The organism is Ginsengibacter sp., assembly GCF_057362405.1.
Window position 1 is genome coordinate 1 of sequence record NZ_JBMQQG010000022.1, and the last position, 19,916, is coordinate 19,916.

Sequence of the window (19,916 nt, forward strand, 5' to 3'; positions counted from 1 at the left end):
TGGTTATTTCCGTTTTGATCTGCTCATATAGTTCAGCGGGAACGTTGTTTACTTTTGTATTCATAACAAGCATATTTTCGTTTACACCTACTAGTTATACACCGGTTACCGGTTCAACATTTTAATTGTATCGGGTTAAATATTATTTTCTTTCCAATCTTTATAAGGCTCTCTTTGTAATTGATTATCCATGATAATCTGTTTTAGTTTACAAATTTGACATGAATAAATACAAATGCCGGTAACATAAGTTACACAGCTTTTATACAAAGTCATAATGATTATGACAAGGGTGAACATGAAAGAAACACCGCTGTAGATTCACCTATAAATAAGGTATGAAGCTCCCGTAGAATATCAGTTTAAATAAGCCAGTAATTTTAGCTTACATTTGTTTGGTAATTCCCTCTCCTTTATTTATCCCTCAGGAAATTATATGATTGCTGTTAAATGGAAAGTAATTATTGGTGCAATATCATCGACGGTGATAAGGAGGCTTTTCTCTTATTTTATCACAAGTACTATCGTGCATTATTTTGCTATGGTTTTAGTTTATCCACAGATCGCGAATTAACAAAAGATTGCATCCAGGAACTCTTCATGGATATTTGGAACACACGATCGACATTGAATAAAGATGTTGAAAATATTCAATCGTATCTTTTCACCTGGCTTCGCAGAAAAATAAGCCGTAAACAATTAAGGCTTTCGAAGGATCGCGATTATCAACATTCGGTGGAAGGCAATGAAGGCAGCGAATTTTGTTATGAGGAATTATTGATTGCTTTTCAACAAACAGAAGAAAAAAAAGAACAACTTAAGAGAGCGCTTGAAACACTTACTAAAAAACAATTGGAAATTATAAGATTAAAATTCTTCGATAACCTTAGCTATTCTGAAATTTCTACAAAAACCTCACTCACTACACGCACCGTTTATAATATCATTCACCTTGCCATAACCCGTTTGCGGGAAGCTATGATGATACTTTTATAAGACTCGACAGAACGAGATTTTAAAATTATGATTGACATGATAGAATAATATGTTTTCCTTCTCTTATTTGCGATATCTATTCGTTATATATTCGCTATGTATTCGATCCTATTGATCGAATTTGCGCTATAATCAAACAATTTACTACCTGCGAATTATTATAATAAAACTATTCTAGAACAGGTAAGAAGCCCGCTTATTCGTTCGTGGGCCATTACACCTGCCGTCTACAGAAGTGCTTGAGGCAACCTTTTGCACCGGGGACTTGTAATTCGTTTAATTGGTGTATTCAAAAAAAAATAGTTTAAAAAAAACAGGTAAAAAAATGCCAACCGGTGCACTATACTATAGACCGTTGGAAATAATCTGAAAAAGCACCGGAAAAGTTAACGCAGCAATACTATAAGTTATATGGACGAATTAACACGTGAAAATTACCAGCTTGAAGATTTTGTTTCAGACGAGACCTTTATTAATTATCATTTAAAATCAAATATTGTTGATCATTTATCGTGGGAGAAATGGCTTTTGAATAATCCGGAAAAGGCGCCGTTGGTTGAAAAAGCAAAAGAACTCATTAATGAATTATCATTTACTGTTTCCGATAAAGAGTACCGCGAAGAATTAAAAAAACTTGTTTCCGCAATTGATAAAAGAACACCGCGCCGTTCACTCGTCAAATTAACAGACAGCAATGGATTTTTTAAATCTAATCAGAAAAGAAAAAGAACCTTACGAATTCTTGTACCGCTTTTATTAGTAGTTATTGCCGGGGGATATTGGTTATTTCAGTCGTCAAAAAATAGCTCCGAAAAATTAACGGAGACGGTTAACAACAGCACGCTACCGCTGATACTAACGTTGAGTGACAGCACGGTTGTATCCCTTGATCCGGGAAGTTACCTGCAGTATCCATTATATTTTAAAGATAAAGAGCGAATAGTTTACCTGCATGGCAATGCCCAGTTTAGTGTAAAAAGAAATATTGAGCATCCATTTAAAGTACATGATGAAAATATTGTTGCCACGGTTTTAGGAACCGTATTTAACATGAAAAGTTCCGGCGATTCTGCCGTTGTTGTAGAACTATTAAAGGGCAAACTAAATGTTGAGATCATGAATTATAAAATGGAAACAGAGCAATCTGTTCTATTAGCGCCCAATGAAAGAGCTGTATATGTGAGAAACAATAAACACCTGTATAAAAACCTCATTGCTACAGAACATCACCTTTCTTTCAGTAAAAATAATTTTGATGAAATAGCCGCACAGGTTAAAAACACATTTGGAATAACGCTCATTAATGAAAGCCCCGGAAAGGACTGGCGTTTTACAGGAGAATTTAAAAGTTCGACAGCGATAGATATCGTTGAAAACATTTGCGTGGTTAAAAAATTATCCTTTGTAATTAAGGGAGATACGATTGTAATTAAATAAAGCGGGGGGGTAACATTTAAAATACTTGATATGAGCAAAATGCACAGGTTTCCTGTTCTTATAAAAATAGCGTCTGCAATTTTCATCTTTGTATCCACAACTTTTTCTGCAAAAGCGTACGATCCACGTGTTGATACTTTCAATGATATATACATAACCGTAAATAATACAAAAGCTACTATTGGGGAAATATTTAAGCTTGTAGAGAATCAAACCTCTTTCTCTTTTATATATGATGAAAATGATATCAACATTTCAAAAGAAATAAAACTTGCAAAGGGACAGCAACTCTTAAAAGAAGTTCTTAATGATATTTCAAAGCAGGCAGGCCTTCACTTCACAGAAAAACAAAATATCATCCTCGTTAACCAGGAATCACCAGGTATTAAAACTGTTGCATTTAAAATAACGGCAACCCCCGTTAACGGTGTAGTAACTGATATATCCGGTACTCCGCTGGAAGGTGTTACCGTATCTGTAAAAGGAAGCCGGGTCGCGGTGCAAACGGATGCACAGGGAAAATTTTCAATAGAGGTTCCCGATAACGGGATATTGATTTTTAGTAACGTTAGTTATAGAACCCAGGAGGCATCCGTAAACGGCCAGGCATCATTAACTATAAAAATGGTGGCCACGAATAAAGAATTAAATGAGGTGGTTGTGGTAGGCTACCAGACCCGCAGGCGTGGCGATCTTTCCGGGGCAGTGTCGGTTGTAAATATCGGCGGCATTTCTAAGTTACCAGACCTTAGTGTAGACCAGGCTTTACAGGGAAAAGTGCCGGGTGTAAGAATCACCCAAAATACAGGGCAACCTGGAGATGGTGTTGTTGTAAGAATAAGAGGTGTAGGAACTATTAATGATAACAATCCTCTTTTTATTGTTGATGGAATACCCACAAAAGATGGCATTAATTTTCTTTCTTCTAATGATATTGAATCAATCGTTGTTTTAAAAGATGCATCTTCGGCAGCCATCTATGGTTCACGTGCAGCAAACGGCGTTGTACTCATTACAACAAAAGGCGGCAAAAGAGGAAAACCTCAATTTAACTATTCAGGATATGGTGGTGTGCAAACGCATGGCTCCTTGCCAAAGATGGCTAACACTGCCGAGTACGTGCAGTTATACAATGAAGCGGCTGATAACGATAATGCAGGTGTTACCAATCCCGCATTGATACGTCCTAAAATTCCGGATGGATTGGCAACTGCCAACACTGATTGGCTAAAAGCAATTTTTCAAAATGGGGTAATACAAAGCCATCAATTATCTGTAAGAGGCGGTAACGAAAAAACGCTTTATTACATCTCTGCAAACTACTTTAAGCAAGATGGTATTATTATCAATTCATATTACGAACGTTATTCATTATTATCTAAATTAAACATTGATCTCACAGATAAATTGAGCATTGCCAACAACATCAATGTTTCTTATTCCAAGAAAAATACAATAGGCAGTTCGGGTGATGGTTATGCAGGTAACGGCGGTAGCGTTGTACGCTATGCATTATTTCGCACGCCCGCAATACCTGTGTATGACAGCGCCGGTGTATATTCAGATCTTCCCGCCTATCCCGCTTTTTTTGGCGATGGTTACAATCCTGTTGCATTGGCAGCTAACACTGATAATAAAGAAATTCAGTACCGGGTATTTTCCAATTTTTATGCGGAATATAAAATTGTAAGAGGGTTAAAATTTAAATCAGATATAGGACTTGATGCTATCATAACAGACGATAAACGCTTTGACGAAAATTACGGAACAAATAATCGCATCAACAATCCAAGCAGGTTAACGGTGGGTACTTCTACCAATATGAATATTATCTGGAATAATACATTTAGTTATAATAAAACATTCCGCGGCATTCATAATATTTCAGTGCTTGCGGGCACCGAAGCCATCAGCAACAAAAATAATTTTCACCAGGGAACAGATCGCGATTTTGCAAATCAAAGTCCCCGTTTCAGATTTATAGGAAACGGAAGCGGATTGATAGGATCTACCGGCGCAACTGAAAGTCAAAGTGAATCGGCTCTCTTTTCGCTTTTTGGCAATGTGAATTATTCTTATAATAATTTATACTTGTTATCAGCAAATCTACGCCGGGATGGGTCTTCACGCTTTGGACCCGATAATCAATATGGCACTTTTTTCTCCGGTTCGGCAGGATGGAATGCTCATAACGAAAAATGGGTACAGGATCATTTACCTGCGATTTCTAAATTAAAACTAAGGGCGAGTTATGGACAATTGGGGAACCAGGAAATACCCAACTACGGTTATGTTTCAATAATTGGCAACCTATATAATTATCCATTCGGGGAAACTCCTTCAAGTAACCCGGGATCAACTATTTCAACCCGTGGCAATCCAAAAGTAAAATGGGAATCGTCAACACAAGCTGATGCCGGTGTAGACGTAGGAATCTGGCAGGATAAATTAAACGTGACGGTTGACTATTTTATCAAGACTACTTCCGACATGTTAATTCCGGTGCCTTTGCCATTAATTGGCGGCAGCGCACAGCCGCCTTATTTAAACGCCGGTAAGGTGCAGAATCAAGGCCTTGAAGTTGACCTGAATTTTAAAAACAATGGTCACAAATTGAAGTATGATGTTGGAATAAATTTCTCAACCATTGCTAATAAAGTTCTTTCTTTAAGTAACGGCCAGCCAATTGCAGGAGGAAGAATTGATAATAACTATAATGCAACACTAACCACGGTAGGCCAACCCATCGGTTCATTCTATTTATATCAACAGGCAGGTATTTTCCAAAACGCGGCAGACATTTTTGCAAGCGCTTACCAGGGTAAAAATATTCAACCCGGCGACGTAAAATTCAAAGATCAAAATGGTGATGGGGTTATTGATGAAAATGACAGAACTTTCCTTGGCAGCGCTATTCCAAAATATACTTTCGGCGCAACCGCAAATCTTGAATACAAAAACTTTGACCTCTCTGCATTCTTCCAGGGACAATATGGCAATAAAATCTATTCGCAGGTAAACATGGATATAGAAGGCTTTTATCGCGCTTTTAATGTAACACAAAGGGTGTACGATGAACGCTGGCAAGGTGAAGGAACCAGTAACTCTATGCCAAGGGTTTCTTTTAAAGGAGCTTCAAATAATAAATATCCTTCAAGTCGTTTCCTGGAAGATGGTTCCTATTTAAGATTGAAAAATGTCCAGGTTGGTTATTCTATTCCGGAAAAAATTGTCACCAGGCTTCATGTGAAGAGTTTAAGGATTTATGTAACAGGTCAAAATTTATGGACACTAACGAAGTTTACCGGCCTTGATCCTGAAATGACTATTAGTGATAACGTAAAAAGAGATACTTATGGCGGTGATGTTGCAGCAGGAATTGATTGGGGCACTTACCCAAGCGCCCGGAGTTATGTAGTTGGATTGAACTTAAATTTTTAAAGGGGTTCGCGGAATACGTGTATGGATAATGGTTAGTTTATAAAATTTTTAAACCGATTGTGTATGAAAAAAAATATTTCCAATATAGTTTTTATTCTTTGTTTGTTCCTATTGATCCAGGGATGCAAAAAATTTATCACCAAAGACCTTGTTGGCCAATATCCTGAAAGTGAATTTTATACTACCCAGGCCCAGGCACTTTCCGCAATCAACGCGGCTTACGAGCCGCTTGCATTTACAACATCCAATAACAACAGGTTGTGGGTATTTGGTGATGTAGCATCGGATGATGCAGCAAAGGGCGGTAATCCCGGAGACCAGGCTGATATCGATTTTATTGACCAGTTCAACGTGAATTCGACTAATGGCAACCTGGCAAGCATGTGGACTTTATTATATGATGGTATTACCCGTTGTAATTTAGTCTTAAGTAAAGTGCCCGCCATACAAATGGATAAAAACCTGCAGTTGCAAATTCTTGCTGAAGCAAAATTTTTACGGGCCTATTATTATTTTGAACTGGTAAATATCTTCGGAGATGTTCCTATTATTTTAGTGCCTTTAAATCCTGACCAGTTACAGATTGCACAATCAACTGAACAGCAGGTATACGAAACCGTTATAGAGCCGGACCTGGTAGATGCTGCGGGCACTCTGCCAGAAACTTTTACAGGAGCAAATGTTGGCAGGGCTACGTCGGGTGCCGCTAACGCATTACTTGCAAAAGCATATTTATTCGAAGGCAAATGGGATCAGTCTGCAACTGCAGCCGCTAAAGTAATCAATAGCAACATCTATGACTTAATGCCTGTGTACACAGAGAACTTCAATCAAAACTATAAGAATAATAAAGAGTCTGTTTTTGCTGTACAGCATTTAACCGGCCAGGATCCAAAGTTGGGAAGTGAATTAAACCAATACTTTGCTCCTCAAATAGATGGCGGATACTATTTCAATGCGCCCACTCAAAATTTTGTCGATGAGTTTGAAAAAACCTCAACAGGAATCGCCGATCCGAGGCTCGATTATACGGTGGGCCGCGATTCTATGCCGTGGTTTAATAACAGGGTTTTTGATAAGTCATGGTCAGCGAGTACCGGTTATCTTACGCGAAAACACCAGCAATCACTTGCTGAAGTTGCTAATAAAAGCGATGGTAATCTTAATTACATAGCTATCCGTTATGCAGATGTTTTGCTTTGGTATGCCGAAGCACTGAACGAATCGGGACATACCGCAGAGGCATTGATTCCTATCAACCGGGTGAGAAAAAGAGCAAGAGAAAGTTACGTCTACGATTCTACGTTAGTTGGTTATCCTGCTATTCCTGCGGGGTTATTGCCCGACGTAACGTCACTTAGTCAACCGGATGTTCGCAAAGCGATACAGCATGAAAGACGTGTTGAGTTGGGATTCGAGTTTCACCGCTACTTCGATATAATTCGCTGGGGCAAAGACTATGCAACCCAGGCGCTGATCGACAAACCTAATTTTAATTACGACTTATATAAACATTTTCCTATTCCACAAATTGAAAGGGATAGAAATAAGGCTTTGCATTGATTCACTTCTTTTTTAAACATTATTAAACAATTTAAAATTCTCATCATGACACCAGCAATTTTTCGATTTAAAATCATTAAAGCAACATTAATCTGGACACTGTTGCTTGGCGTGATCATCACGTCTTGTAGTAAAAAAAGTTCTACGCCACCACCGCCACCAGCCGATAAAACCGCCCTGCAAGCTTCTATTACGATAGCCCAGGGCCTTAACGATAACACTGTTGAGGGAACCAAGCCGGGACAATATGAAGTGGGCAACAAAGCTGCTTTGAAAACAGCGTTGGACGCATCAAAATTAGTATTGGCTGATACAAAAGCAACTCAGACGTCAGTCAACAATACCGTCGCCCAATTGAACGCTGCTATTGCTGCTTACCAGCTCCACCTTATTAAGGAAATTGCGGCAGCCAATCTTATTGGATATTGGAAAATGAACGGCAATGCCAATGACTCATCAGGCAGCGGTAATAACGGGGTCATTACAACTGGTCACGCCTATTTTGGCGCTGGAGTTCTTGCTCCGGTTGCCGATCGTTTCGGGCGTGCAGGAATGGCTTATCATTTTGATAAGGGAAGTAACATAGATGTACCATACAAGGCATCACTAAATCCTGCTCAAATGTCAATAAGCGCATGGGTTAAGTGGACCTCAACCGGCAGAACTATAAACTCGGATACTTATACAATGCTTGCTATGAATCGTTGGAACGGATATAAATTTCAACTACAAAGTGGCCACCTTCCATTCTATACCGTAAAAGTTGTAAAAGGCACCGCAGTTGGAGATACAACTATTTACGATAGAGATGATGCTGGAACCGCTTTAGTTGAAAATACATGGGTGAATGTAGTGGTAACTTTTACATCAGGCGTTGAGAATTTTTACATTAACGGCGACCTGGTTAAGACATGGGATGCTACTTCCTCAGGTCCCGTTCCTGGTAACGCATTCACACAGCCAAGTCCCATTGATTTTGTTATTGGCCAGGATCTGCCTACCAGTAAATATCTTACCGTCGACGGAGATTACCAGGTTGCATGGGGTGGCTTCTGGACCGGTGATATGGATGACGTGATGTTCTACAATATTGCCTTAGACGGCCCGCAGGTTAAATCTATTTTCGTTAATCAAAATACGCTCTGATATTTTAGGGTTAATTAATTTTTGAAACCCCTGCAGACCATTCAAAACCTGTGGGGGTTTTTTTAATAACATCTTTCCTGCTTGTATTTCAAATTGAATGTTGATCATTTATTCGAATGAACTTTCATAAACCATACTGGTGTATTTTATTTTTATTATTTCTTAACCAATCCTGTAAGAACAGAACAAATAAGAATGACGATTTATTATTCTGGTGCTCTAACAATAACCAGGAAATAAAACTTTGTGGTACACTAACGGCCACGTGGAACCGAAATAATCCAGTTGTAGCAATTCACATACAACCAATACCCGAAGGGCAATCCAGTGAGGAGGTAATTCTTGCAGCCGTGGTTGGGAAAACGACGCCTGATATTTACGCCAATATGTGGCAGGGCAATGTTGAAATGTATGCTCATGCCGGGGTACTAATACCGTTAGATACTTTGAAAGGCTTTTTGGATTTTATAAAAGAACGTTGTGACAGTAATGTTATAAAAGAGATCACCTCTTCAGACGGGCATATTTACCAGGTACCGTGGAAAGTGAATCCCATCATGACCATCTATAATAAAAATTTGTTTACGGCTAATGATATTCAACCTCCTCCAAAAACATACAGTGCTTATCTGCAGGCCGCCCAGACTTTTAAAGATAACAACAGCAATAGTAACGTAGCGATAAGATTCGGATATACCGAAGTAAAACCTATATGGTATCAGCGTCTTTTCAATTATTATCCTTTATATCTTGCCGCATCCGGTGGTGCTTCATTGGTCATTAATAATAAAGCAGTTTTTAATAACAAATATTCAATAGAAGTTTTTCGCTTCCTTCAAAGTCTATATACCAATGATTATTTCTCAAGAGAGAGTTCAGGATCGTCAAGCGACCCATTCGTTGCCCAGGCTATTGCTACTAAATGGACAGGGCCGTGGGAGATTCCTTATTTAAACAATATTCCCAATAGAAATTTTGGTTATGATTATTATCCCCTAATAGTTCCCGACGACCACGTGGGACCAGTATATACTTATGCAGATCCAAAAAACATTGTTGTATTTAATACATGCAAGAATCCGCAGGCCGCCTGGGATTTTATTGAAACCCTTATTAATAAAAAAGGGGACTTACAATTGCTGGAAGTAACCGGCCAATTGCCAAGGAGAAAAAATCTAGATACAGATATATTCTATGAGGACTATTTCAGGAGAAATCCTATGATGATACAATTTGCAAGAGAAATCCCTTATCTAAAAGGAATTGATAATTGCGAAGTGATTGTTGAAGTGCTGGACATAATCTCACAGGAGTATGAAGCGTGCGTGGTATATGGAAGGAAGACGCCGGAAAAAGCAATTGCAGATGCCGAGTCAGCAGTGAATGTCCTGCTTAAAAATGCAAACTGAATAAAAATTTATATATAAAATTTTTCAATTGAATAAACAGGATCCAAATAATTCCAAAGGATTTTCTGGTGAGGATATTCTCTCTCCTTTTGAAGCCGGACGTAGCAAAGTTCTAAATATTGGAATTGTTGGAGCAGGCGGCTTTGCTGGTTTTGCGGCTAAGGCATTTATGGCAATTTCCGGCATAAATATTATTGCCGTAACAGATATTAATGAAGATGCCACAACGCGAATGGCTAATGACCTAAATGCAACATCTTATAATAATTACGAACGTTTTTTAAATGATGCCGCCATTGATTTAGTCTATATAGCAACCCCACCCCACCTGCACTATCAACAATCAAAAGACGCACTGCTGGCGGGCAAGCATGTTATTTGTGAAAAACCTGCGGCATTAAAAACAATTGAAGCCGAGGAATTACAGGAGTTAGCATCAACCCATAATTTATTATACGTGGTTAATCTCATGCAACGCTATAACCCTATGTATGATGTGGTTAATGAAATTATTAAGAAAAAGATATTGGGAAATTTTTTACATGGCTTTTTTGAAAACTATGCAAGCGATGAGAACCTTGACGTTGATCATTGGTTTTGGGATGAAACCAAAAGCGGCGGAATATTTATCGAGCATAGTGTTCACTTCTTTGACATGTTTTCAGGATTGCTCGGTAATGGTCATGTTGTAAATGCATTGCAAATACATCGGCCCGGTCTTAATAAAAAAATTATAGATCGTGTACACGCAACCGTTATGTACGAGGATGGCCCGGTAAATTTTTATCATGGGTTCGATCAGCCCAAAATATTAGACAGGCAGGAAATGAGATTACTCTTTGAACATGGTGAAATAACGTTGTATGGATGGATCCCGGTAAAAATGAAATTGCATGGATTGGTGAAGGACGATGAACTAAAATCGCTAAAAGAATTAATCGGGGAAGTTGATGTTATTTATCACAACAAGAAACAGGCAGGAAACCGAACAGTAAAGGGAAGATTTACTGAAATAAATTTTGATGATCAAATAACGCTTGAATGTGGCCATGCTGCGGATAAGCAAGACCGCTACCAGGAACTTTTAGAAAGCATGCTTGTCGATCAATGGAACTGGATCAAGGATCACAATCATAATAGAATCGTAGATGGAAGTAATGCGGTGGAATCATTGCGAATAGCGGAACAGGCAACAAAAATTGCATTAAATTTTTAAGCATCAAACGCATGAATACAACCCTGACAGTTGCTAAAAAGACCAGCCTTCACAAGCGAAAACTATTGCCTTACCTGTTGGTATCTCCTTACTTACTTTTCGTAATTGTATTCGTCGTATTCCCCGTACTGTTTTGCTTTTTTCTCACTTTTAATAAATGGAATATTATTGCCCCAATGCATTTCATCGGGTTGAATAATTATACCCGTTTGTTTCATGATCGCTTGTTTTGGAAGGCCATTGTAAACACGCTCCAGTTTTTATTACTGCACATTCCCCTGCAACTTGTGGTTTCTTTATTTCTTGCATACCTGCTACATCAAAAAATAAAAGCAGCAGCATTTTTCCGGGCATCATTTTTTATGCCTGTTATTGTTTCAGGAGTTGTGGTTACCATTCTTTGGCAGCAATTGTTGGGTTATGATTCAGGGTTAATCAACAGGATGTTACTGTCAACAGGAGGCAAAAAAATTGGTTGGTTAATAAACCCGGATATCGCCATTTATTCCATTGCCGCAATGGCTACCTGGAAAAATGTAGGGCTTTATGTAATTCTATTTTTAGTTGGCCTGCAAACCGTTCCCACACAATATTACGAAGCAGCAAAAATGGAAGGCGCCACACGCTGGCAGCAGTTTTATCACATTACATTACCGATGATAAATCCAACCATTTTTATGGTAGTGATCTTATCAACTATCGGCGGCTTTAATTTATTTATAGAACCTTATATCATGACGGGCGGTGGCCCGCTTAATTCCACCCTTTCTGCAGTACTCTATATTTATAAACAGGCATTCCAATATTACAACATGGGATATTCGGCAACGCTTGGATTCTTCTATGCTATTATGATAATGAGCGTTGTGGTACTTCAGAAAAAATTTATTGAAAAAGAAATATAGTTATGAAGATAAAAATATCTATACAAAAAGCTTTATTATACATAGCACTTTCGCTTGCTGCGCTCACCTTTATTTATCCATTCATATGGATGATCGGAGCCTCGTTTGCGCCCATGCAGGAAATAGGAACGATGACGTTATGGCCTTCCCACCCAACGTGGGGAAATTTTAAATCAATGGTCGATAAAATTCCAATCTGGCATTCGCTCTTCAATAGTTTGTTGGTAGCCCTTTTCACAACTTCATTAGTAATTATCACCGGTTCTGTTGTCGGATATGCTTTAGCTAAAATGCATTTTAAGGGAAAACAGCTCATCTTTTACATCATCGTTTTTACCATGTCTCTTCCCTTCCAGGTTACCCTGATTCCGAATTATATTACGATGGTCAATTTAAGATTGGTCGATACTTATTTTGCTCTCATCATTCCATTTGCCGTAAGTGCATTTGCCATATTGATGTTCCGGCAGGCTTTCCAGGGATTACCACAGGCACTGATAGACGCAGCACGAATGGATGGTTGTAATGAAACCGGAATTATATTTCGAATACTCTGGCCAAACATCAAACCGACAATTGTTACAGTTGCTATTTTATCTTTTATCGGTTCATGGAATGAAGTTTTATGGCCACTGATTGTTGTAAGGAATGAAAAGTTAATGACGATGCCGCAATTGGTCACCTTATTTGCAACAGGCGGAAGAGCCGATAGCCAGTTAGGCGTAAAGATAGCAGCAGCAGTAGTTTTGGCGCTACCTGTTATGATTGCATTTTTATTCTTTCAGAAACATTTTATACAGAGCATGGCTTCTACAGGGTTGAAGGATTGAGAAAGGTGAATGGTCAATGGTGAATAGTGAATAGTGAACCTTAAATCGATGGGCTTATAAAATATAGTTTAAATTAAAAATTGTAACAACTAATCAATTTTATGTTTTTAAAACTCAATCATCAGAAACTCGATATTTATAGTTATTCCCAGGCATTCGTTTTAGAATGCTATAAATTAAGCAAACAGTTACCCGATTATGAAAAATTCGGGATGGTATCTCAATTGAGAAGGGCTTCGCTGTCAGTTCACCTGAATATTGCTGAGGGTGCCTCAAGAAAATCTGAAATAGAAAGAAAAAGATTTTATGAAATTTCCAGGGGTTCTATTGTTGAAATAGATGCAATTCTAGACATAGCAAACGGACTGGAATATTTAAATAATTATGATACATCTAAACTTGGAGAAACAATGATCAGATGTTTTAAAATTCTTACAGGTTTGATCACATCGCAACAAAAACATTGACTATTCACTATTCACCATTCACATTTAACAATGAACATAAAAAAAATCCCTATAAAATTACACGCTTCTGCAAAGGGAGTGATAACGCATTTTCTTTTTTTGCCGGGGAAGGATCGCATAACACATGTGATTAACCGCCTTACAATTTTAAGTGAAGATGAGGTTGAAGTAAACCTTGATAAGGTTATGAAAGAATTTGCTATCAGGCATAGAGATATCAGTAAAATATTCTTAGATCATTTTAACAGGATAAACAATTCAAACAAGGAGGATCTCTTATTTTTTTCTGAAAGAAAAAGATTATTGCTTGGAGCTTACTTCACCAAAGAATATTCCATACAGGCCGCAGCTTTATTCAATCCTTCCATCGTTCCGCATCCGGATCAGTCAGGCTTACAGCAGGGCGAACAAAGATTTGTCATGAGCTTGAGAGCTACCGGTGAAGGGCATATTTCATCTGTTGTATTTCAAACAGGTATTGTAACCAGGAAGAATGACATCATACTCGATGCATCGTCCGGATATTTTACGAGCCTGAAAAAAAATGAAGATGCCATTTATGAAAAATCGTTCATCGTTAAACGTTCCGTTTTCTTTCCTGATTTCAATAAACAACTATTAGATATTTTACCCGGTGCTTTTACGGCAGCTGAAGCCATACAGGCTATTAATGAACACGAAATAGCGGCAGATCCTTTAATGGCTGGCTCAATTCAATTGTTTAAAAATATGCTGGACACGAATTATGAATTAGAATCGTCTCCACATTTACCTGTTAATGAAAAAGTGATCTTTCCCAATGCCAAAGCCGAAAGCATGGGAATGGAAGATGTGCGTTTTGTGAAATTCGAAGATGATGGAGTGTCCTGCTACTACGGTTCATACACTGCCTATAACGGGCATCACATCAAAACCCAAATAATAGAAACAAAAGATTTTGATGTATTCAAAATAAGAACATTATATGGCGATGCCATCTCCGACAAAGGAATGGCCCTGTTTCCTGAAAAAGTGAACGGGAAATACGTGATGATCTCGAGACAGGGCGGGGAAAAAATCAATATCATGTTTTCCAATGATCTGTATGTATGGAATGAATTTCAAACCTTAATGGAGCCTTTGTATACATGGGAATTGGTTCAGTTGGGCAATTGCGGCTCACCGATAAAGACAGGCAAAGGTTGGCTGTTGTTGACACACGGCGTAGGGGCCATGCGCACTTATGTTATCAGCGCTATTCTTCTCGACCTAAATGATCCTTCTATTATTTTGGGAAGGCTAAACAAACCAATACTTGAAGCGGATGAAGAAGAAAGAGAAGGTTATGTACCTAACGTCGTGTACACGTGCGGGTTATTACTTCACGATGATGTGTTAATAATCCCCTATGCTGTTTCTGATTCTGCCACCGCTTTTGTAGCAATTGAATTAAATGAAATATTAAATGAACTCACTTCAAAATAAATAACCATGAAAAATAGCATCCGGTTTTGGCTTTGCTTACCTGCAATTATTTGCATGGCAGTTACGTGCAAAAAGCATAGTTCGAGAACCTCAGTCAATCCACCCGGAAACACATCACTAGTTAACTTGACTCATTTAAATTACCTGTATGTTCCGGTCAACTTCATTGATGGAACCAGTGCAGCCGGTGTATGGATTTATGCTGATGCCCCCAGTTATACCTTAACGGCCGCATCGGGAGAAGGATATACCTGTCTGGATGATGTGTCCCGGGCTGCTCTCGTGTACTTACGGAGCAATTCCTTTTCCTCCGATATTTCTGTGCAGTCACGGGCATTTAAGCTAATCAATTTTATAATCGAGATGCAGTCTTCCAACGGATATTTTTACAATTTTCTGTCAACCGGAAATCAAATCAATACAAATGGCGCTACGAGTATAAACAACCCGGAATGGTGGTCATGGCGGGCATTGCAAACACTTACTGAAGGCTCGCCGCTTATTAAAACAAGGGATGCAAAGCTGGCAGCGAAAATGGATGATGCTGTAAACAAATTAGTGGCTGCATTAAAAATTGATTTGGTTAATCTTCCACAAACAACAAAAATGGTAGGTGGTATAACGATTCCCCAATGGTTACCGGCGGGCAGCGGTACAGACCAGTCGGCATTGCTCATTCTCGGCCTGATACCGTATTGCTCAAGCACCAATGATGCGGTAATGACTGCGTATGTAAAAAAACTTGCTGATGGAATATCGCTGATGCAACAGGGAGATGCAACGCATATTCCGTACGGGGCTTTTCTTAGCTGGGAAAACACCTGGCATGCCTACGGTAACGACCAGGCATATTCGCTTTTAAAAGCCGGAATCTTTTTAAATGACCCCGCATATACTTCTGCGGCACTTTCAGAAGTAGATAATTTTTATCCGTGGCTGCTGCAAAATGGGTTAAAGGCTTCGTTTGTTGCGGCAAATAATGGAAGCGGCATACAACTGAGCAGCGAATTGAGTTATGACCAGATAGCTTACGGGATAAGGCCCATGGTCTTTGCAGCAATCGAAGCATACAGGGAAACCGGGTTAGCTAAATATGCTGATATAGCAGGGCACCTGGCTGCGTGGTTTCTCGGTTCCAATGACCTTAATCAAAATATGTATGATGTAACTACTGGTCGCGGTTATGATGGTTTATCATCAACAAACGTAAATGTTAACGCTGGTGCAGAATCGACGATTGAGGCATTATTAACAATGGAAAAAGTGGAAAGTTACCCCGACGTAAAAGCTGCATTGGATAAATATAAAAAGTAGAAACATAAAAAGGGTTTGCAGACAAGCTGAAAATATGGATAATAATTTTATTAAATCGGATTGCTTAATCTTTTCCCCGGGTGATGTTGATCTCTCACGATCTCCTTTGCGAAATGGATTGAATGAAGATACTACCTGTGTGCTGGGGGCCTTTAACCCGGGGCTTTGCCGTTTACCTAATGGCAATTTACTTCTAATGGTAAGAGTAGCAGAAGCATTAAAACAACCAATCCTCAACGATGAAGCGCACTGCATCAGGTGGGACAGACAAGGTGTTTACGTTACTGATGCCTGGCCGTTCTCAGATGTGAGTATGGACGACCCTAGAAAGTTTAAGATAAATGCGTATGGCTTCCCGGTTTATGCGCTCACTTCTTTGTCATGGCTGCTGCCGGTTGAGTTAAATAACGATGGTTCAGCGGTAATTACCATCCATTATGATAAAATAATTTCTCCGCAATTTACCAGCCAGGAATATGGAATTGAAGATCCAAGAATTTCGTTTATAGGTAATCGTTATTACATGACGGTTTGCTGCGTAAGCTCCGAACGGCATTCCACGATGTTATATGTTTCTGATGATGGACTACATTATACATCGCTCGGTGTAGTACTTGACCATCAGAATAAAGATATGTTGCTATTTGAAGGAAAAATCAGTCACAAATATTATGCATTAACGAGGCCTATGGGCGAATGTTATTTCGCAAGTTCGCCTTCATCTTTATATCACCCGGGTGCGATGGTGCACATGGCAACATCACCCGACCTGCTACATTGGAAACCGTGTGACAGTGCGTTTTTGCGGGCAAGGCGATCATCAACTTCTAACGTAAAGATCGGGGGAGGAACGCCTCCCATTCTTACTGACGACGGATGGCTAATGTTGTACCATGGAGTGGAAAATAAAACTGATGTTGGAATCTACAGAACCTTTTGGGCAATTCTTGATAAAGATGATCCATTAAAGATTTTACATCTTGAAGATATGGTTCCCTTACTGGAAGCAAAGCCGGATCTTACAAAGAACATTAGTGACCAGGTTTACCTGGATGATGTCGTCTTTACAACAGGTATCGCAACGTTTAATGAGGATTATATAATTGCATCCGGTGAACTGGATCTTGCATGTCGCATTACAAGAATTTCGAAAAGCTATTTTTCAACTGCATTTTCTAAATAAACAATCATGGCAGAAGTTACCTTACAAAATATCTCCAAAGTATACGACGATGTAGATAAAGAACGTGGCAGAAAAAAGGCCGTTGATGATATTTCCTTTACTGTAAAAGACAAAGAATTTATGGTAATAGTAGGGCCATCGGGTTGTGGAAAATCAACTTTATTGAGAATGATTGCAGGTCTCGAAGAAATAAGTGAAGGCTCACTAACGATTGACGGTAGACGAATGAATGACCTGAGTCCCCGCGACCGTGACATCGCTATGGTTTTTCAAAATTATGCTTTGTATCCCCACATGACGGTGTATGATAATATGGCTTTTGGATTAAAACTTAAGAATTTCGCTAAAAAGGAAATTAAAGAGCGGGTTATGCAGACTGCAAAAATGCTGGAGATAGAAGATGAATTATATCGCAAACCAAAAACATTATCAGGGGGGCAGCGGCAAAGGGTCGCAATAGGAAGAGCAATTATACGACGTCCCAAAGTTTTTCTTTTTGATGAACCCCTGAGTAATCTTGATGCGAAACTCAGAAGCCAGATGAGGATTGAACTTCAAAAACTACACAGGGAAATCAATGCAACAATGATTTATGTGACTCATGATCAAACCGAGGCCATGACCTTAGGAAACAGAATAGCAGTGCTGAATAAAGGAACTTTAATGCAATTAGATACGCCAATGAATTTATACAACAACCCTAACAAAAGGTTTGTTGCAGGGTTCATCGGATCGCCAACTATGAATTTCATAAAAGGAATTCTCAGGAAAGAAGGTAATAATTTTTTTATCGATGTTTCAGACAATACAAAAATTCATCTTGGTTCTCAAATACCAGCTTTGGTCCAAAGCAAAATGGGCGTTGAATTAGAAATCGGCATCCGTCCCGAAAACATTATTGTTACTGATCAACAAGTTGCCGGTAATTGCAACGTCGGTTTAAAAGTTATGGCTTATGAAAATATGGGTAATGAGCAATTGGTTTATTTAACTATGACAGGCCAAACAATAATAGCAAGAAGACCCGCACAAGACATTGTTGAAATTGACTCAACTCTCTTTGTAAATTTTCCCGCAGAAAAAATAATTTTTATTGATCCTGTATCAGAAAATATTATCTGATCATACTCATCGGAAAACAAGACTCGTTTCGTCATTGCTCGTCCGTATGCTATTAAAACACTTCGAAATAATTTCTCCGGAGCCTGTAACTGCGTATTTACCGAACCCAATAATTCCAGTATAATTACTTAGTAGATTCACCTTTCCATTGTGAGCAGTTAATCGTAATTTTGCCGATTTGAATTACACTCCAGCCAATTTCACTATGAAGAAACTATTAAAGAAAACACTGAAGATAACAGGTATTATCCTGCTTGTACTGATAGCCGCAGCCTTTCTTGTTCCGATCATTTTTAAAAAACAAATAACAAATCTGGTAAAAAGTGAGATCAATAAAAGCCTTACGGCCAAAGTTGACTTTAAGGACGTGAACCTTTCACTGTTCCGGCATTTTCCAAAAATATCGATGGCACTTGAAGACCTTTCAGTAGTTGGTACCGCCGACTTTTTAAATGATACACTCATTTCTGCAAAAACATTTGATGCCTCGCTAAACCTCATGAGTGCTATAAGAGGAAAAGACATTAAAATATATGGCATCTATCTCGAATCGCCGAGGATACATGCCCTGGTGAATAAAGAAGGAAAAGCGAACTGGAACATCACAAGAGAAGACAGTACCGCTGCTGCGACTGCAGATAGCACTTCCCCGTTTAAAATGAACCTGGAAAAATACCGTATTACTAACGGTTATATTTATTACAAAGACGAAACTGGCGGCGGCATGAGCGCTGAGATCAGTGGATTGAACCACGAAGGCAGCGGTGATTTTACGCAGGACTTATTTACGCTTTCTACCAAAACAAAGGCGGATGCAGTAAGTTTTACTTATGAATCTATCCCCTACCTGGTAAACGCAGCAACAGATATTAATGCAGACATATCTATTGATACCAAAGCAAGCAAATACAGTTTTAGTACGAATGATATTAGGGTGAATAATCTCACATTGAGTGCAGCAGGTTTTTTTCAGTTGGCGAACGACAGCACCTACAACATGGACATTACTTTTAAAACGCCTTCCAATGATTTTAAAGACATCCTGTCGCTTGTACCTGCTGTTTATAAAAAAGACTTTGATAAAATAAAAACCAGCGGAAGCGCTTCGTTCAATGGCTTTGTGAAAGGAACATACAGTCCGCAGCAGATGCCTGCCTACGACGTAAGCCTCAATATAAAAGACGGGTTATTTCAATATCCTGACCTGCCGGCTCCTGTAAAAAATATCCAGCTTGCCGCACGCCTTACTAACGTTGACGGACAAACGGATAATACTGTGGTAGATATTTCCAAAGGCCATGTGGAAATGGGTAATGAACCTTTTGATTTTAAATTATTATTTAAAAAGCCTTTAACCGATAAATATATTGATGCCATAGTAAAAGGTCAACTTGATTTGGCAAGTGTTTCTAAATTTATAAAA

At 38.8% G+C, this 19,916-nt stretch carries 15 protein-coding genes; all 15 read left to right on the plus strand.

What is annotated here, in order from left to right; genetic code table 11:
- Window positions 1-450: 450 nt before the first annotated feature.
- On the plus strand, window positions 451-996 hold the full coding sequence (locus ACO1O5_RS01695) for an RNA polymerase sigma factor (protein WP_486267860.1): 546 nt from the start codon (window positions 451-453) through the stop codon (window positions 994-996).
- A 411-nt stretch (window positions 997-1,407) separates the two neighbouring features.
- Window positions 1,408-2,433, plus strand: coding sequence for a FecR family protein (locus ACO1O5_RS01700; RefSeq protein ID WP_486267862.1), 1,026 nt, complete (start codon window positions 1,408-1,410; stop codon window positions 2,431-2,433).
- 30 nt (window positions 2,434-2,463) lie between these two features.
- Window positions 2,464-5,874, plus strand: a complete 3,411-nt coding sequence (locus ACO1O5_RS01705) for a SusC/RagA family TonB-linked outer membrane protein (RefSeq protein ID WP_486267864.1) — start codon at window positions 2,464-2,466, stop codon at window positions 5,872-5,874.
- A 63-nt stretch (window positions 5,875-5,937) separates the two neighbouring features.
- Window positions 5,938-7,437, plus strand: coding sequence for a RagB/SusD family nutrient uptake outer membrane protein (locus ACO1O5_RS01710; RefSeq protein ID WP_486267866.1), 1,500 nt, complete (start codon window positions 5,938-5,940; stop codon window positions 7,435-7,437).
- Window positions 7,438-7,482: 45 nt separating this feature from the next.
- The gene (locus tag ACO1O5_RS01715; protein ID WP_486267868.1) at window positions 7,483-8,583 is read left to right on the plus strand and encodes a LamG-like jellyroll fold domain-containing protein; all 1,101 of its coding nucleotides are present in this window, start codon (window positions 7,483-7,485) and stop codon (window positions 8,581-8,583) included.
- 116 nt (window positions 8,584-8,699) lie between these two features.
- Window positions 8,700-9,992 carry an extracellular solute-binding protein gene (locus ACO1O5_RS01720; protein ID WP_486267870.1) on the plus strand — a complete coding sequence of 431 codons (1,293 nt, stop codon included), beginning with the start codon at window positions 8,700-8,702 and terminating at the stop codon, window positions 9,990-9,992.
- Window positions 9,993-10,020: 28 nt separating this feature from the next.
- Window positions 10,021-11,208: a Gfo/Idh/MocA family protein gene (locus ACO1O5_RS01725; protein WP_486267872.1), complete on the plus strand. Its 1,188-nt coding sequence runs from the start codon at window positions 10,021-10,023 to the stop codon at window positions 11,206-11,208.
- A gap of 11 nt (window positions 11,209-11,219) precedes the next feature.
- Window positions 11,220-12,113 carry a carbohydrate ABC transporter permease gene (locus ACO1O5_RS01730; protein ID WP_486267874.1) on the plus strand — a complete coding sequence of 298 codons (894 nt, stop codon included), beginning with the start codon at window positions 11,220-11,222 and terminating at the stop codon, window positions 12,111-12,113.
- A gap of 2 nt (window positions 12,114-12,115) precedes the next feature.
- A complete protein-coding gene (locus ACO1O5_RS01735) occupies window positions 12,116-12,943 on the plus strand; it encodes a carbohydrate ABC transporter permease (protein ID WP_486267876.1) in 828 nt (275 codons plus the stop codon).
- 101 nt (window positions 12,944-13,044) lie between these two features.
- Complete coding sequence (locus tag ACO1O5_RS01740) at window positions 13,045-13,410, plus strand: four helix bundle protein (RefSeq protein WP_486267878.1); 366 nt, start codon at window positions 13,045-13,047, stop codon at window positions 13,408-13,410.
- A 30-nt stretch (window positions 13,411-13,440) separates the two neighbouring features.
- Window positions 13,441-14,874 carry a glycoside hydrolase family 130 protein gene (locus ACO1O5_RS01745; RefSeq protein WP_486267880.1) on the plus strand — a complete coding sequence of 478 codons (1,434 nt, stop codon included), beginning with the start codon at window positions 13,441-13,443 and terminating at the stop codon, window positions 14,872-14,874.
- A 6-nt stretch (window positions 14,875-14,880) separates the two neighbouring features.
- Window positions 14,881-16,188, plus strand: a complete 1,308-nt coding sequence (locus ACO1O5_RS01750; protein ID WP_486267882.1) for a hypothetical protein — start codon at window positions 14,881-14,883, stop codon at window positions 16,186-16,188.
- Between the two features lie 34 nt (window positions 16,189-16,222).
- Window positions 16,223-17,371: a glycoside hydrolase family 130 protein gene (locus tag ACO1O5_RS01755; protein WP_486267884.1), complete on the plus strand. Its 1,149-nt coding sequence runs from the start codon at window positions 16,223-16,225 to the stop codon at window positions 17,369-17,371.
- A 6-nt stretch (window positions 17,372-17,377) separates the two neighbouring features.
- Window positions 17,378-18,493, plus strand: a complete 1,116-nt coding sequence (locus ACO1O5_RS01760; protein WP_486267886.1) for an ABC transporter ATP-binding protein — start codon at window positions 17,378-17,380, stop codon at window positions 18,491-18,493.
- Between the two features lie 205 nt (window positions 18,494-18,698).
- A partial coding sequence (locus tag ACO1O5_RS01765) for an AsmA family protein (protein ID WP_486267888.1) occupies window positions 18,699-19,916 on the plus strand: 1,218 nt, incomplete at its 3' end.

What these genes read in the sequence shown, in the direction of transcription:
- ACO1O5_RS01760 (WP_486267886.1), top strand. Translation starts at nt 17,378, where the DNA reads ATGGCAGAAGTTACCTTACAAAATATCTCCAAAGTATACGACGATGTA.
- ACO1O5_RS01695 (WP_486267860.1), top strand. Translation starts at nt 451, where the DNA reads ATGGAAAGTAATTATTGGTGCAATATCATCGACGGTGATAAGGAGGCT.
- ACO1O5_RS01705 (WP_486267864.1), top strand. Translation starts at nt 2,464, where the DNA reads ATGAGCAAAATGCACAGGTTTCCTGTTCTTATAAAAATAGCGTCTGCA.
- ACO1O5_RS01715 (WP_486267868.1), top strand. Translation starts at nt 7,483, where the DNA reads ATGACACCAGCAATTTTTCGATTTAAAATCATTAAAGCAACATTAATC.
- ACO1O5_RS01710 (WP_486267866.1), top strand. Translation starts at nt 5,938, where the DNA reads ATGAAAAAAAATATTTCCAATATAGTTTTTATTCTTTGTTTGTTCCTA.
- ACO1O5_RS01720 (WP_486267870.1), top strand. Translation starts at nt 8,700, where the DNA reads ATGAACTTTCATAAACCATACTGGTGTATTTTATTTTTATTATTTCTT.
- ACO1O5_RS01735 (WP_486267876.1), top strand. Translation starts at nt 12,116, where the DNA reads ATGAAGATAAAAATATCTATACAAAAAGCTTTATTATACATAGCACTT.
- ACO1O5_RS01755 (WP_486267884.1), top strand. Translation starts at nt 16,223, where the DNA reads ATGGATAATAATTTTATTAAATCGGATTGCTTAATCTTTTCCCCGGGT.
- ACO1O5_RS01750 (WP_486267882.1), top strand. Translation starts at nt 14,881, where the DNA reads ATGAAAAATAGCATCCGGTTTTGGCTTTGCTTACCTGCAATTATTTGC.
- ACO1O5_RS01745 (WP_486267880.1), top strand. Translation starts at nt 13,441, where the DNA reads ATGAACATAAAAAAAATCCCTATAAAATTACACGCTTCTGCAAAGGGA.
- ACO1O5_RS01740 (WP_486267878.1), top strand. Translation starts at nt 13,045, where the DNA reads ATGTTTTTAAAACTCAATCATCAGAAACTCGATATTTATAGTTATTCC.
- ACO1O5_RS01700 (WP_486267862.1), top strand. Translation starts at nt 1,408, where the DNA reads ATGGACGAATTAACACGTGAAAATTACCAGCTTGAAGATTTTGTTTCA.
- ACO1O5_RS01730 (WP_486267874.1), top strand. Translation starts at nt 11,220, where the DNA reads ATGAATACAACCCTGACAGTTGCTAAAAAGACCAGCCTTCACAAGCGA.